This window comes from Leuconostoc rapi (genome assembly GCF_016908715.1).
Taxonomy (GTDB): Bacteria; Bacillota; Bacilli; order Lactobacillales; family Lactobacillaceae; genus Leuconostoc; species Leuconostoc rapi.
Genome location: NZ_JAFBEK010000001.1, coordinates 300,828 through 315,407, shown reverse-complemented (window position 1 = coordinate 315,407; position 14,580 = coordinate 300,828). Strand labels below are relative to the sequence as shown.

Annotated in this window: 14 protein-coding genes; all 14 read right to left on the bottom strand. The window is 38.4% G+C overall.

What is annotated here, in order from left to right; genetic code table 11:
- Positions 1 to 16: 16 nt before the first annotated feature.
- The 14 genes from JOD28_RS01430 to JOD28_RS01365 all read right to left on the bottom strand — a co-directional run bounded on the left by JOD28_RS01430 (position 17) and on the right by JOD28_RS01365 (position 14,490).
- Positions 17 to 1,279 (bottom strand): dihydroorotase, encoded by a 1,263-nt coding sequence (locus tag JOD28_RS01430; RefSeq protein WP_204769290.1) that lies wholly within the window; start codon positions 1,277 to 1,279, stop codon positions 17 to 19.
- Positions 1,279 to 2,178, bottom strand: a complete 900-nt coding sequence (locus JOD28_RS01425; protein ID WP_204769136.1) for an aspartate carbamoyltransferase catalytic subunit — start codon at positions 2,176 to 2,178, stop codon at positions 1,279 to 1,281. The genes JOD28_RS01430 and JOD28_RS01425 overlap by 1 nt, the downstream gene beginning before the upstream one ends.
- A gap of 177 nt (positions 2,179 to 2,355) precedes the next feature.
- Complete coding sequence (gene lepB, locus JOD28_RS01420; RefSeq protein ID WP_204769289.1) at positions 2,356 to 2,988, bottom strand: signal peptidase I; 633 nt, start codon at positions 2,986 to 2,988, stop codon at positions 2,356 to 2,358.
- Between the two features lie 53 nt (positions 2,989 to 3,041).
- Entirely contained in the window at positions 3,042 to 3,395 is a 354-nt protein-coding gene (locus tag JOD28_RS01415; protein ID WP_204769135.1) for a YlbF family regulator, read from the bottom strand.
- A gap of 72 nt (positions 3,396 to 3,467) precedes the next feature.
- Positions 3,468 to 5,540: a PBP1A family penicillin-binding protein gene (locus tag JOD28_RS01410; protein WP_204769134.1), complete on the bottom strand. Its 2,073-nt coding sequence runs from the start codon at positions 5,538 to 5,540 to the stop codon at positions 3,468 to 3,470.
- 3 nt (positions 5,541 to 5,543) lie between these two features.
- Complete coding sequence (locus tag JOD28_RS01405) at positions 5,544 to 6,014, bottom strand: arginine repressor (protein ID WP_204769133.1); 471 nt, start codon at positions 6,012 to 6,014, stop codon at positions 5,544 to 5,546.
- Positions 6,015 to 6,079: 65 nt separating this feature from the next.
- Entirely contained in the window at positions 6,080 to 7,771 is a 1,692-nt protein-coding gene (gene argS, locus JOD28_RS01400) for an arginine--tRNA ligase (RefSeq protein WP_204769132.1), read from the bottom strand.
- A gap of 209 nt (positions 7,772 to 7,980) precedes the next feature.
- Positions 7,981 to 8,247: a hypothetical protein gene (locus tag JOD28_RS01395; RefSeq protein ID WP_204769131.1), complete on the bottom strand. Its 267-nt coding sequence runs from the start codon at positions 8,245 to 8,247 to the stop codon at positions 7,981 to 7,983.
- Between the two features lie 155 nt (positions 8,248 to 8,402).
- Complete coding sequence (gene coaBC / locus JOD28_RS01390) at positions 8,403 to 9,599, bottom strand: bifunctional phosphopantothenoylcysteine decarboxylase/phosphopantothenate--cysteine ligase CoaBC (protein WP_204769130.1); 1,197 nt, start codon at positions 9,597 to 9,599, stop codon at positions 8,403 to 8,405.
- 22 nt (positions 9,600 to 9,621) lie between these two features.
- Positions 9,622 to 10,107, bottom strand: coding sequence for an LURP-one-related/scramblase family protein (locus JOD28_RS01385; protein WP_239531022.1), 486 nt, complete (start codon positions 10,105 to 10,107; stop codon positions 9,622 to 9,624).
- A 14-nt stretch (positions 10,108 to 10,121) separates the two neighbouring features.
- A complete protein-coding gene (locus tag JOD28_RS01380; RefSeq protein WP_204769128.1) occupies positions 10,122 to 10,937 on the bottom strand; it encodes an SPFH domain-containing protein in 816 nt (271 codons plus the stop codon).
- A gap of 43 nt (positions 10,938 to 10,980) precedes the next feature.
- Positions 10,981 to 11,331 (bottom strand): toxin-antitoxin system HicB family antitoxin, encoded by a 351-nt coding sequence (locus tag JOD28_RS01375; RefSeq protein ID WP_204769127.1) that lies wholly within the window; start codon positions 11,329 to 11,331, stop codon positions 10,981 to 10,983.
- A gap of 132 nt (positions 11,332 to 11,463) precedes the next feature.
- Positions 11,464 to 12,939, bottom strand: coding sequence for a UDP-N-acetylmuramyl-tripeptide synthetase (murE, locus tag JOD28_RS01370; RefSeq protein WP_204769126.1), 1,476 nt, complete (start codon positions 12,937 to 12,939; stop codon positions 11,464 to 11,466).
- A gap of 54 nt (positions 12,940 to 12,993) precedes the next feature.
- Positions 12,994 to 14,490, bottom strand: a complete 1,497-nt coding sequence (locus JOD28_RS01365; protein ID WP_204769125.1) for a carboxypeptidase M32 — start codon at positions 14,488 to 14,490, stop codon at positions 12,994 to 12,996.
- Positions 14,491 to 14,580 lie beyond the last annotated feature (90 nt).

The following is a 14,580-nucleotide window of genomic DNA, read 5'->3' as shown; positions in this document are numbered from 1 at the left end:
TTTTATGTGACACAATTTATTGGGCTACAATTTTACCGTCAACCCATGTTGCAATTGTTTTACCATAAACTTGCCAGCCAATAAAAGGTGAATTCTTTCCCTTTGATTTAAATTCAGTTGTTTGAATTTGATAACTATTTTCAAGATCAAATAGCGCCAAATCTGCTTTTTCACCCGCTTGAATGCTTGTAGGCGCTCTAAGCTTAAACGCTTGCACTGGTGCAACCACCATACGCTGTATTAAAGTTTCAAGCGTCATCACACCCGATCTCACCAAGTGGGTATAGAGTAATTGAAAACTCGTTTCGATTCCTGTAATGCCAAATGGCGCGCTTTTAAATGATTGCGCTTTTTCTGATGTACCATGCGGCGCATGATCTGTGGCAATCATATCGATCGTACCATCCAATAGACCGGCAATTAACGCCTGCCTGTCCACTTGTCCACGTAGTGGTGGATTCATTTTAAACTGGGCATTATCCTCATGAATATCTGTGTCAGAAAGTAACAAATGATGCGGTGAGACCTCTGCAGTGACGTGCACACCTTCTGCTTTAGCCATTCTGACTAATGCAACTGACGTCTGCGTCGAAATGTGTGCAACATGATAATGAACACCAGTTGCTTTGGCTAAGACTAAATCTCTAGCTAATTGTGAACTTTCTGCTAATCCAGTAATGCCTGGTAACCCTAGTTTGTCAGCCTGACCACCCGCATTGATGACACCTTCATGTCGTAATGATTCGTCTTCCAAATGAGCCGCTAAGGGTCTGTCAGCACGAGCAGCCAGCATCATTCCTTGCAACATCGTATCAGCAGTTTGGACGCCTTTACCATCATTACTAAATGCCACTGCACCAACTGATGACATGCCAACCATATCTGACACCTGATGTGATACTAAGTCCGGTGACACGGCACCGTATTGCTCAACATGTATCACACCGTGGCGCTTATTTAACTTTATTTGTTCAGATAAACGTTCAGGTGTATCGGGTACAGGATTCAAATTAGGCATTGCTATCACTGTCGTAAATCCGCCGTTTGCTGCTGCTTTTGAACCACTTGCGATTGTTTCCTTATAATCAAATCCAGGTTCACGAAAATGAACATGAACATCAACAAGACCCGCAGATAAGAACGCCCCTTTAGCATCAAAAACGTCCCCAAGTAACTCAATATTCTCAGCGACTTGAATAATTACCTTATCATCGATTAATACATCACGTGTCACAAGCTCATGATTTTTTAAAATTTTTGCATTTTTAATCAGCTGCATCATTTGCCTCCATTTATATATTCCAGCATGGCCATTCTTGCAAATACACCATTAGTCATCTGTTCAAAAATTCGAGATTTAGGTGCTTCAACTAATTCATCAGCAATTTCAACATCTCGATTAACCGGTGCAGGATGCATCACAATCGCATCTGCTTTTAATTTATCGTACCGCAACAAGTTTAACCCAAATTGATTATGGTATTTTTGAGTTGAAAAGCTTTGATTGTCATTTTGTGTAATGCGTTCATGCTGTACTCTTAAGAACATCACGACGTCAAGTTTGTGCCAATCTTGATCAATCGGTACAAAGTCACCAAACTGTGCCAGATCTTGCACATACCAACTTTCTGGGCCTGAAAATGTCACGTGCGCACCTAAATGATGCAATATTTCAGCATTTGAACGTGCAACTCGAGAATGCATGAGATCACCAATAATTCGAATACGTAACCCGTCAAAATGACTAAATTGTTCATAAATTGTCACTAAATCTAGTAGGCTTTGTGACGGATGTTGACCACTCCCGTCACCCGCATTGATTAGCTGTGGTATAGCATGCCCACCTGCGTTTAAAACATAGTCATACCAGTTATTCATACGATGTCTCACCACAGCAACATCAACACCAATAGCCTTCAAAGTCTTTAATGTATCTACCAAACTCTCCCCCTTTGACATCGAGCTATTTTGTGGATCAATCCTGATTTGTTGAAAGCCTAATTTATTTTCTGCCATTTGGAAACTGCTATGCGTACGTGTAGAATTTTCAAAAAATAAATTACTAACTGTTAAAGATGTTTTAATGGGCTGTACACCAGCCTTCAACTCTAATGTACGTTGCATTAAGTTTAGCACATCGTAGTCATCTATTGCATTTATATTCAAAAAATGTCGCATAATTCTCCTTTTTATACAAAAAACCACGTAAGCAATCGGCTTACGTGGTTTTAGAAGTTTGAGAAAAAAGTATAGACTCTTCCCTATGTTGTCTAAAAGCCTTGCAAGTCTCTCTGGACTCAATTAAAGGTCTTATCGTTCTTATTATGTTATCATTTTTAAAAAATTTATGCAAATTTACTTATCAAAAAAAACTTGACGTTGTTGATTAATATTTTTCTTAGCAGTTTTATCCGAATTCCAAAATGGTACAACGACTTTCCCTGCAATATGTTTCGCATCAACAAAACCAAAGTAACGACCATCATTAGAGACTGAGCGATGATCGCCCATCACAAAATATTTACCTTCTGGTACCTTTTCTTGATTACGATCTTGTTTTTGCCATGTATCTGCCGATGACAAGGTTTTCAACGTCCACTGATTACCAAAGGACATTTCAGTTCCCAATGTTCGCTCATTGATATCAATGTAATTTTGGTTAATCACACGCCCATTAACGTAAAGATTAGAATTTTTATACGATACAGTATCGCCTGGTTTGCCAATAATACGTTTAACATAATCTTTTTCACCCGGCTTAACCTGTGGATCCTCGTGGCGCGCGTCAAAAACAACAACATCACCCCGTTGGTACTTCGTTATTTTATCCAACACAACTAACTCGTTGTTTTGTAAATTAGGCATCATTGAGGGTCCGTTAACACGTACGAAAGTAAATAAAAAAGTACGAACCAATAACACCACAACAAAAGCTACCAGAACAGGCAATACCCACTCTTTTAAGAATATAACAAATTTATTTTGCATCATCATTCTCTCTTTTTATGTACAAAACGATCACAAGGATCGTTTTTAAGAAGTTATTGACGTAATTTTGCGTAAGCTTCCGCTACGGGTTTAGTTACGATATCATTAACTTCTGTTAATATTGTATTCAATGCCTGTTCTGCTGTTAACAACACTGTGATTAGATCATTTTTTTGAACGTCAGCAGCGATAGCATCCCATTCTTTCTCTTGTTCTGGGCTTGGTTGTTGTTGCATTTGCATCATCTGTTGCACGGCAGATTGTACTGCTTGAAAATGCCCAAACAACGACTTAGCTTCTTCATCATTTTGAATCGCATCAAAAGCTTCTTGCCAAGCGGTATACTGCTGTGTCTCTTTTAATACATTTGCCATCTCGTTTGCGTTGTCGTAAATATTCACTGTCATGTTTTCCATCCTTTGTTTGCTTTAACTGATTGTTCTTTGCTGTTTAAAATCATTTAGTATCGTGTTGCTGTGCTAATTACCACCAAACAATCCCTTTACAGTATGCCATACTTTATTAGCACCTGCCACTGCATGGTCCACACCATCAGAAATATTTGATCCAATATTGGACCAATCAAAACCATTGTTTGTACCCGAGTCATCACTATTACTGTTAGGGTTGGTAACGGTGAAATTCGTGCCGGGTGTATTTGGTAATACCTGTTCTAATGATGTTTTTACAAGTGGGCCCATTGTTGCCGTTAATCCAAGTGGTAGACTATTATTTTCACTGTTTGAATCCAGACCCATCCATGTCGCTTGAACCACATCCTTTGTATAAGCAAGTGCCCAGGAATCTTTTGATGAATTTGTATTTTCAGTGTTTGCTGGATTTTCAGTTGTTCCTGTTTTACCTGCAATGGTATAGCCGACAGGTGCTGAACCTAAACCTGTACCATTTGTATATGTGCCAAGCATCATTCGCGTCATATTATCAGCCACTCGTGAACTAATCACTCGCTTTTGTTTGGCCTTCGGTTTGTTAATTATCACTTTACCAGTCGCATCTACAATTTTGGTAATGAAGTGCGAATCACTCATCACACCATCATTAGCAAAGGCCGTGTAAGCTTGTGCCATTTGCATTGGTGAGACGCCAACTGTTAAACCACCCAATGCTATCGCAAGATTGTTTCTATCCTTGTCCGATAAATCCAGACCAAATTTTTTCGCGCTATTATAACCGGCATTAACCCCGATTTTATTTAATAAATAAACTGCAGGCACATTGTATGAATGTTCTAACGCCTCATACATTGTAACATCACCAGTCTCTACGTTCGCTGCATTATGAACAGACCAATCATTTGTGCCAAATGTACGTGTTGTATTTGGCAAAGCAGTATCAATGCTGTAGCCTCTCTCTAACGCTGGCGCATAGACAACAATAGGCTTAATAGCTGATCCCGGTGATAACTTTGATTGCGTTGCATAATTGAAACCACGGAATGTATGCGTTGCTTCGCGTCCGCCTACCAAAGCACGAACGCCACCTGTTTTTGCATTTAAAACAATGCTTGCCGCTTGCGCATCAGTGTTGTAGTTAAACATGGCATCATTATCAAAGTCATTTTGTAAATTCGTTTGATCTTGTTGATTTAACGTCGTATATATTTTGTAACCACGATTCATAACATCGGCCTCTGTTAAGCCGTAAGTATGAATAGCTTCATTAATAACTGAATCAAAATACCACGGATACTTGTATTTGTTGCCATTATCATAAGTATCATTCAACGTCATTTCTGTTGCTTTAGCAACTTGTAACTGTGATTGAGATAATTTTTTATTTTCAACCATTGAATTTAACACAACATTACGTCGATTGATTGCTGTTTGCGGATGATCAATTGGATTATATAACGCTGGACTAGGTAACATTGCGGTTAATGTTGCTGCTTGCGATGTTGTCAATTCACTGGCATGCACACCAAAATATTTTTGTGCGGCATCTTCAACACCCCAAACACCGTGGCCAAACCACGCATTATTAAGATACATCGTTAATATTTCATTTTTCGTATAATCTTGCTCAACCTGCATTGACAAGAAAATCTCTTTGGCTTTACGCGTTATCGTTTGCTCTTGTGTAAGGTACGCATTTTTGACAAGCTGTTGCGTCAGAGTTGATCCACCACCAGCAATCGCCGACGACCCTAATAATTTATTACGCACATTGAGCGCTGCCGCCCGAACAATGCCTTTAACTGAAAAACCATATTCATGATAAAAATTACGATCTTCACTCGAAATAACGGCATCGCGCATGTTTTGAGAAATACGATTATATTTAACGTAAGTACCTTTTTGAGAATATAACTCCCCAGCTGCAGCACCTGAATCGTCATAAACCGTCGCAGTTTGGGCCAGTGTTGCCTGTAAATTTTTGACATGAGCCGTTTTAGCCACAACTACTAAGTAAACACTCATAGTTAAAAAGAATGCCAAGAAAACAACAAGCAACAGTCTACCAAACTGCCATCGTTTGGCGAAAGGTCGAAACTTTTCTTGTATATTTTTAATGATATTTCTTAACCAACTCATAGATTAACCTATCAATGCAGACCAACGCGCTGTCAGTACTTCTGCACTTGCTTCATCTGGGCTTGTCACATAAATTGTATCAAATCCTGCTAACGTAGCGATTACCTCCGGTAAATTAGCATCGTCAATAATACCAGCAACTGCATTACCACTTGAATCACTGGTTTTAACAATGGTCATAAACTGTACACGGCGTACAAAAACTGCATACTCCGAAATTGCTGCATCAACAGCGTTTTCAGTCACGACAACATCAGAGACTTCACCTTGATCCTGTAATTGTTGATAACGTAAATTGCCATTAACATCTTTAATGCGCACAACACCAAGTGCGCGAATATCACGTGAAACTGTTGTTTGTGTCGTTTCAACCTGATTTTTTAAAAGCTCAACAAGTAACTCTTCTTGGCTAATAATGGGTTTATTTTGAATAATGTCAAGAATTAATTCTTGGCGCTGTTGTTTTGAAATCATATATTTCTCCTAAATGAGAATGGACTACAACATAGCGCGTTAACCTGTGTTGCATCTGTTCAAACTTACATTTCTTCTGGTGATTTAACACCTAACAAACGCAAGCTCTCTGACAAAACGATTGTAACGGACTTGACTAACGCCAATCTTGCATTTAATTGGGCATCATCTGCCAATATTTTCGAATTAGCATAGTATTTATTAAATGCGCGTGCCAATGTTAACGCATATTTGGCAATGATACTTGCCTCTCGCTGTTGCCAAGCGCGTTGAACTGCAGTTGGAAATGCGTTAAGCGTTGTGATGATATCCCAAGTTTCAGCATCATCTAAATTCAAATCATCACCAATTTCAGTTACAGCAGCTTTACGCAAAATAGACTTTGCACGCGCATTTGTATACTGAACATAGGGTCCAGTGTCCCCTTCAAAACGTACAACTTCTTCTAAATTAAAATCAAAATTATTTGTTCGATCATTCATCAAATCATGGAAAACAACCGCTCCAGCGCCAACTTGTTCGGCCACAACTTCTTTATTTTTTAACGCAGGGTTTTTTTCTTGAATTTGTTTTAAAGCTAATTCATGAGCATCATCTAACACATCTTTTAACAAGACAACATCACCTTTACGCGTTGACATTTTCTTACCGTTAAACGTAATTAGACCAAATGAAATATGTTCAACATCAGTAGACCACTCAAATCCCATGAGTGCCAGTACTGCTTTCATTTGTACAAAATGTTCACGTTGCTCACCGCCAACCACATACAACGACTTAGCAAAATTGTAAGTCTCTTTACGATATACCGCTGCTGCTAAATCACGTGTCATATACAAAGTTGCGCCGTCAGAACGTTTAATCATAGCAGGTGTCAAGTTGGGATTAACCGAAGATAAGTCAACAATCTGTGCACCTTGTGATTTAACCAAAAGTTTTTTGTCTGACAATGTATCAACAACTTTATCCATTTTATCGTTGTAAAATGCTTCACCATTGTAAGAATCGAATTCAATGTCTAATCGGTCATATATAGCGGTGAATTCTTTTAAGGATTCAGCACGGAACCACTGCCAAAGTTTGTGCGCTTCTTGGTCACCATTTTCTAGTTTTTTAAACCAAGCACGTCCTTCATCATTTAGACTATCATCAGCTTGAGCTTTCTCGTGAAATTCAACGTAATAACGCAATAATGTCGCAATAGGGTCAGCCTTAACTTCTGCCTCGTTTCCCCATGTTTTGTAAGCATAAATTAACTTACCAAATTGTGTTCCCCAATCACCCAAATGATTGATTTTAACAGGAACATAACCGTTTTTCTCTGTAATATTTGCTAATGCGTTGCCAATGACAGTTGATCGTAAGTGTCCCATTGACATTGGCTTAGCAATATTAGGTGATGACATATCAATCGTCACATTAGCACCGCTACCTGTCGTATGACTACCAAAATTAGCTTGCTCAGCCAAAACTTGCTCTAACGTATGTCGTGATGTTATCTGTTTATCTAAGAAGAAATTGATATAGGGACCTGTTGCAACAACTTTTTCAAAACCATCTGGATTAATTTCAGACACTAATGCTGCCGCGATTTGTTGTGGTGCTTGATGACGCGCTTTTGCTAATGTAAACGTCGGGAAAGCAATATCACCCATATCAGTTGACTTTGGTGCTTCTAATTTCTCAGAAATTTGTTCTGAGGTAAAATCCGGTAAGACCTTTACCAGCGCTGAAACAACTAATTTGTTTTCTAACATTTTCTTTATTCCTTTTTTTCTATTATACCGTATTTGGTTCATTAAATAAAAAACGCGTCTCTTGTCAAAAAATAACAAGAGACGAGTCTTTACCCGCGGTACCACTCTAATAGCTTTCGCCACTCAATAATATAAACTTAAATAGTATACGCGACGTGTTATCTATGGTCTGACTTCCACCTTCTCAGACTCGCTAAACAAAGACTTTATTACTCTTCTACATCAGTTTCCTTTTCAGGTGCTGGTGCATGTTTAATGACCTCAATTTCATCCATTCTCACAACAGCACGATGATTCATTTCGTTCACTGTTGGTTGATCAGCAGGATCGTTTTCCGTAATTTCAACTAATAATGCATTTTCATATATTTTTTCCACTTGTCCAGTAAATGGTTTTTCTAAATTACCATATGCTGGCGCAAGTAAGACATCACCAATATTATACTTTGAAGCCTTGCTTTCTTCTTCGTCTGCCATTTTTTCAGCGTGTTAAGTTTTTGAACCCAAAATCTAAGTTAAGTACGCTAAATACAATTAGCACAAATATAAAACCATGAACTTAGTCAGGCAAACATTAACACATTTCCTCCTGTAAACAATGTGTAATACCATATTTTATCACATTTGGCGCATTATTTCAACGAACTAATACGTGTCATGATATCACGTGCAATTTCTGTTTTAGAAGTCTTAGCCAATACCTCTGGTTCATGTCCTGGAACAAGAATTGTGACAGCATTATTATCTGAAGAAAATCCAGTATCAGCTTGACTGACATCGTTGACTATTAACATGTTAGCATGCTTTTGGATTAATTTATTTTGGCCATAGGCCACAATATTTTGCGTCTCAGCTGCAAAACCAACGACAATTTGCTGTTCAGTTTTGTCATGCCCAACGGCTTTTAAAATATCTGGATTTTGCGTAAGTTCAAGAGTCAAACCCGCATCTGATTGTTTTTTTATTTTGTGTTCTGCTAAATGCGCTGCTTTAAAATCAGAAACTGCCGCTGCACCAATAAAAATATCCATATCAGGAAATAAACGACGTGTTTCTTCATACATATCTTGTGTTGACTCGACTTGTATTCTTTTTACGCCAAAAATATTGCCCCGATCAACCGTTGTAATCAGAAAAACCTGGGCCCCGTTTTCTGCAGCCGCCTGCGCCAAAGCATAGCCCATCTTACCACTTGACCGATTAGTTAAATATCTAACAGGGTCTAATGCTTCACGTGTTCCCCCAGCGGTAATAAGTACTTTTTTCCCCACGAGCTGACCTGATTTTGCGCGCAAGCGAATATTTGCCTGTTGTAAAATATCAATTGGTTCTGGTAATCTTCCCTTTGCTTCATAACCTTCAGCTAAAAAGCCAGTTACCGGCGAAATGACTAACCAGCCATCAGCTGATAAAGTAGCGATATTGCGTTCTACTGCTGCATTGCGCAACATCACATCGTTCATCGCTGGTGCAATGATTTTATCGGCCGATGACGCCATAACTGTGGCCGTTACAGCATCATCTGCCAATCCGTGTGCAATTTTTCCAATTAGATTGGCGGTTGCTGGTACCACAAAAATGATATCAGCCCACTTAGCCCAATCAATATGAATGACTTCTGCCGATCTGCCATCAGAAAATAAATCTGTTAAAACATCATGCCCTGATAAGATTGCTAAGGTCTTGCTAGTAATAAATTCTTGTGCTGATTTTGTCATGCCAACACGCACTTGCGCGCCAGATTTAATTAAAAGTCGGATCAAAGTGGCCGTTTTATAAGCTGCCACACTGCCTGAAACCATTACTAAAACATTTTTTTCTTTAAACATGATGCCTCAATTCGTCACTTATTTAGTTGGCACTAGCCGCGGCGCTCGCACGCCTTTGCGATTTAATATAATCAATCGCAACAACAAGGGCAACAACAGTTGTTGTCATTGATTCGTCTGTCACTGTGATATCATAGGTACTTGTCATTTTAAACCATCGTTGGGCTACACGACCAATAACCTGTTCATCTTTTAGAATGGCAAAATTCATATCCCAAATATTGCCCTCCACAGTTACCCCTAAACCTTCAATATGATATTTTGGTTTTAAAAAGCTTAATTGTTTTTTTATCACAATTTCTTCTGGTAAATCATTGACTGTCAAATAAAATTGTGGCAAAAAAGACCACAATTTATGCGTTAAGCGTGCGACATTTTTCTGTTTAGCATCAAAAATATCAAAATATTTGGGCATTTTAAACCAACTACCAACGACCGAATAAGCACTATTTTCATGTTCATCTGTAATTTCAAACGTGCCTTTTAATGAAAATAATTGCTGTTTCATTAAAAAATGTGACATTATTTTAGGCCCTTTTCAAGTAGCTTCCCTGCAATAGGTAGTTGTCCTAATTGATCAATATGCTTACTATCAACAACAACTAAATTAGCCGAAGACTCAGACAAGGTCGTAAAAGCATTAATTGATTGATTTTGGAAATACTTATCGTCAGCACCCGCTAAACCTGCCTGAACCGTGTCAATTCGGTACCGTTCTGCGTCGGCTCTTGTTTGCGTCGCACTGGCTTCAGCTTTAGCAGTTGCCATTAACGCATCGTTTGTTGCTTTTGTTGTTAACTCAATCGAACGTGCTTGCCCTTCTGCTTTTGCAATCGTGGCCACACGTTCACGATCTGCTGTTAATTGTTTGTCCATTGCTTCTTGAATGGACGTCGATGGTCTCAGCTCATCAATATTGATACGGTCAACATTAATACCATACGTATTCGTCAAGTCACCAATAGCTTCGGCTAACTGAACATTTATTTTTGTCGTTGATCCCAATGCCTCATTTAGCTCCATGCGACCAATAATGTCTCTTAAATGGCCACGTACTAATTGCGCCATTGATTCAACGGAATCCGTATTTTCATACATATATTTCATCGCATCAGTCACGTGGTAGTTTAAAGTCACACTCGCTTTAATGTCAGCGTTGTCGGCCGTTATCACTGAATAATCAGGTAATCGTAGTGGCCTCATGGCTAAACTCACGTTCCGTATTGTTTGGAAAAATGGTATATAGAAATGTAACCCTGCTTCTTTTCGACGACTATATTTCCCCAATGTTTCAACTAATCCCGCATTATTTTGTGGCACGATTCTAAAAAATAGCATGTCATTCTCCCTCGTTAATAGCCTATCAGGCTAAACTTATATTTCACTTCAATTCCCGTAATGTTAAAATATTACCATTTGCTTCAATGACAACATATTGTGCTGTTGCGTTGGCAACTGGCGCATTGTCAATTAAATAACGATAGTAAATACCAGAAATTTTAACTAACCGACTAGTTAAGTCGAAATTTTCACCCGATATCACTTGCCCCACAAATTGCCGATCTTCAAAAGTTTTTGGCTGCAATCCTTCCTCTAGTAACTTTGTTAAATAATTGTTTAGCGAACGCCCCTCCATATTTGCATGTTCAGCCAATTCCTCATGTAATTTAGGATCAATTCTTAAAGGAATATTGCCAGATTTTTTATGTGGTTCTGTCATTTCTTTTTTCATATCTTAATGATATCACATTTTTATTAATTTATCCGTTATATCCCAAAGATTAAAAAATTTAGTCCCGAATAATAAAAAGATTCCAAGCCTGATAAACTAAACTTAAACAGCCTCGGAATTTTCATATTTTTTTTAATTAAGATAACGCTTAACAACGGCATAATCACCAATATAAGGTTCATCGATGCCATTAATCTTTTGATATGGATCTTCACCCTTACCAGCAACAATCACAATATCTCTTTCCTTTGCCTGCGAAATCGCCTGATTAATTGCCTTAATACGATCCATTTCAAAATGAACTTCTAGGGCTTCGTTAGTAATGTGGCTGGCAATTTCTTTGGCAATCGCCATTGGTGATTCAAATTGTGGATCATCAGCTGTCAAATAGACCACATCAGCCAATTCAGATACGACACGGCCAAAATCAGCACGACGAGATACCCCCTTATTACCCGGTGATCCAACAACAACTAATACACGTCCCTCAGGATATTGACTTTGCGCAAAGCGTAGCAACGCATGCATGGAGGCATAATTGTGGGCATAGTCAACAAAAGTAACACCGTGATCTACAATCGGTAGACTCAACATACGACCAGGTATAAATACCTCATCCAAGCCACGAACCATATTATCATGACTCGCACCCGCAAGAGCTGACATAATTAATGCTGCCATAGCATTTGATTCATTAAAATCACCAGGCAAATTCAATCGATAATCGCCAGCTAACCCATTTAAATCACTGGGTAAAACCGTTAATCGGCTTTCGTGAATAGCGCTTTCTTGTGATGTATAAGTATACATACCACCTTTATCAGCTGAACTATACGTATAAACCAGGTCATGTGTTTGTTTTGCATGCGCCATAATGTCGCTCAAATGGTCACTTTCGGCATTAACAATCACTTGATCTGAGTGATCAAATAACATTAATTTGTGTGCTAAATAATCCTCAAAGTTAGGATGCTCATTTGGACCAATGTGATCTGGTGAAATATTTAAGAATGCACCCACATTATATCTTAATCCGTAAACGCGTTGCTTTAAATAAGCCTGAGAACTGACCTCCATGACTAAATGTGTCATGCCATTATCAACTGATCGACGCATATCTTTAAAAAGCTCGTAGGATTCTGGTGTCGTCAAATCGGATTTTTTCTTGTCTTCAGAGTTATTGCCCGTAATCCTGTCAACAGTTGAAAATAAGGCAACATGATTATTTGTCGTATTTTTCAAAATATTGTAAACCATATAAGCTGCCGTGGTTTTACCTTTAGTTCCGGTAAACGCACCAATCCACAAATCATGTTGCGGATAATCAAAAAAGGCCATAGACAATATTGACAAGGCTTTTTGAACATTTGTAACTTGCCATTGGGGCAAAGAGACATCAAGACGCGTTTCAGTCACTAGTCCAGAAATGCCATCTGTTTGCGTTAAATATTCTGGTCGAAACGCGCCCTTGACAACAAATAACGTATTTCCTTGAACTTGGCGCGTATCATAATGCAAAAAATCAAACGTTTGTGTCACTTCTGGTTTAGATACCAACAAATGTTCATCATTTAAAAGCTGTTGAATTGTTTCGCTTGATAGTTTCATACTATCAATTATACAAAAAAGTCATCAGTCTGTCAGTTGAATTTTCAACTCATTTTATAATCCATATGCTTCTTCATATAATTTGGTTACCAAATCAAGCCAGTATTGTGGATTTAGTGGTTCTCCTGTGGCATTTTCTAATATTTTATTAGGATCAACTGCGCCACCGTAACGCCAAATATGCTCTTGTCGCCAATTAAAAATGGGTGAATAATCGCCAGATTCAAAAATCGCCTTAAAATCAAGTGTTTTTGCCATTGTAGCTTTAAACTGGGCAGCGTACAAATGACCTAATGCATAACTTGGAAAATAACCAAACGAGCCGCCAGCCCAGTGAATGTCTTGTAAAATACCTGTTAAATCGTCTGGTGTTTCTAACCCTAGATATTCTTGATATTTTTCACGCCAAAGGGTTGGCAAGTCAGCAATATCAATTTGGTCATTAAAAATAGCTTTTTCAATTTCATATCGAATAATAATGTGTAAAGGATAGGTCAGAGGATCTGCTTCTGTTCGCGTGAAAGTCGCCTCTGTTTTTAACCACGCCTTGTAAAAAGTATCCGTATCAATATCATCTAGTGTTGGCGAAAAAGTTGCCTGCAATTTTGGATATTCCACGTCCCAAAACTCTCTGGACCGACCAATCATAACCTCATTAAATAATGATTGCGATTCATGGATACTCATGCTAATTGGCAAAATTGATCGCGCATCATCATATTTTGGATCCACATTTTGTTCAAATGTGCCATGTCCTGCCTCATGAAAAATGCCTAAAATGGCCATCTGGAAGTTATGTTCATTCCAACGTGTCGTGATACGCGCGTCGTCGCGATTTAATGCCTCCATAAACGGATGAATCGTGTCGTCTAGACGACCTTTATCCAAATTATAGCCCAATCTTTGTACCGCTTCTAACGCATAACGTCGTTGCTGGGCTTTTGGAATTTGACGAAACAAGAATGAATCATCCAATTTGACATCACTTTTAGCCAAACGTTGGCGTAATTCTGTCAAACCAGCCTTGACTTGTTCAAAAATACTGTCTAATTTTTCAACGGTTAGCCCCGGTTCGTATTGGTTGAGCAACACATCATATGGTGTCTTCTCATCATTTTGCCATAGTGGTATAAACTTTTTCAAATAATCAATAATACGCCCCAGATAAGGTTGAAACACGTTATAATCGTTTGCTTCTCGTGCTTGTGCCCAAAAATCCTGTGCTTCAGATAACGTCTTTTGAAAATCGACATAATCTTGTTCGGGAATTTTTCCTGTTAAATCAAAATCTTTTTTTGCCTTATCTAAGACAAGTTTCCCAAAACCATCAAGTGATGAGGGATTAGCCGATAACGATTCTAATATATGTTGTCGATCTTTCCCTGTTGAAACCTGAAACAGTTTTTTAGCTAAGTAAGCATCAATTTCTGACCGAAAGTGGCCACTATCTTTTGGCATACCTGTTAATGCATCCCAACCAGATAATTCAACAAGCTGTGTTAACTGTGTTTGTTCTTTAATCGAATCTATTAAATCCTGCTGTATTGTCATATACTACTCCTAAAATAAAATTTTGATTATAAATATTTTATCACTTACTCATCTCATTTGAAAGCTCATGTCAATGCCAACTATCATACA

Coding starts and splice junctions, on each gene's coding strand:
- JOD28_RS01430 (WP_204769290.1), bottom strand. CDS start 1,279: ATGCAGCTGATTAAAAATGCAAAAATTTTAAAAAATCATGAGCTTGTG.
- JOD28_RS01425 (WP_204769136.1), bottom strand. CDS start 2,178: ATGCGACATTTTTTGAATATAAATGCAATAGATGACTACGATGTGCTA.
- lepB (WP_204769289.1), bottom strand. CDS start 2,988: ATGCAAAATAAATTTGTTATATTCTTAAAAGAGTGGGTATTGCCTGTT.
- JOD28_RS01415 (WP_204769135.1), bottom strand. CDS start 3,395: ATGACAGTGAATATTTACGACAACGCAAACGAGATGGCAAATGTATTA.
- JOD28_RS01410 (WP_204769134.1), bottom strand. CDS start 5,540: ATGAGTTGGTTAAGAAATATCATTAAAAATATACAAGAAAAGTTTCGA.
- JOD28_RS01405 (WP_204769133.1), bottom strand. CDS start 6,014: ATGATTTCAAAACAACAGCGCCAAGAATTAATTCTTGACATTATTCAA.
- argS (WP_204769132.1), bottom strand. CDS start 7,771: ATGTTAGAAAACAAATTAGTTGTTTCAGCGCTGGTAAAGGTCTTACCG.
- JOD28_RS01395 (WP_204769131.1), bottom strand. CDS start 8,247: ATGGCAGACGAAGAAGAAAGCAAGGCTTCAAAGTATAATATTGGTGAT.
- coaBC (WP_204769130.1), bottom strand. CDS start 9,599: ATGTTTAAAGAAAAAAATGTTTTAGTAATGGTTTCAGGCAGTGTGGCA.
- JOD28_RS01385 (WP_239531022.1), bottom strand. CDS start 10,107: ATGAAACAGCAATTATTTTCATTAAAAGGCACGTTTGAAATTACAGAT.
- JOD28_RS01380 (WP_204769128.1), bottom strand. CDS start 10,937: ATGCTATTTTTTAGAATCGTGCCACAAAATAATGCGGGATTAGTTGAA.
- JOD28_RS01375 (WP_204769127.1), bottom strand. CDS start 11,331: ATGAAAAAAGAAATGACAGAACCACATAAAAAATCTGGCAATATTCCT.
- murE (WP_204769126.1), bottom strand. CDS start 12,939: ATGAAACTATCAAGCGAAACAATTCAACAGCTTTTAAATGATGAACAT.
- JOD28_RS01365 (WP_204769125.1), bottom strand. CDS start 14,490: ATGACAATACAGCAGGATTTAATAGATTCGATTAAAGAACAAACACAG.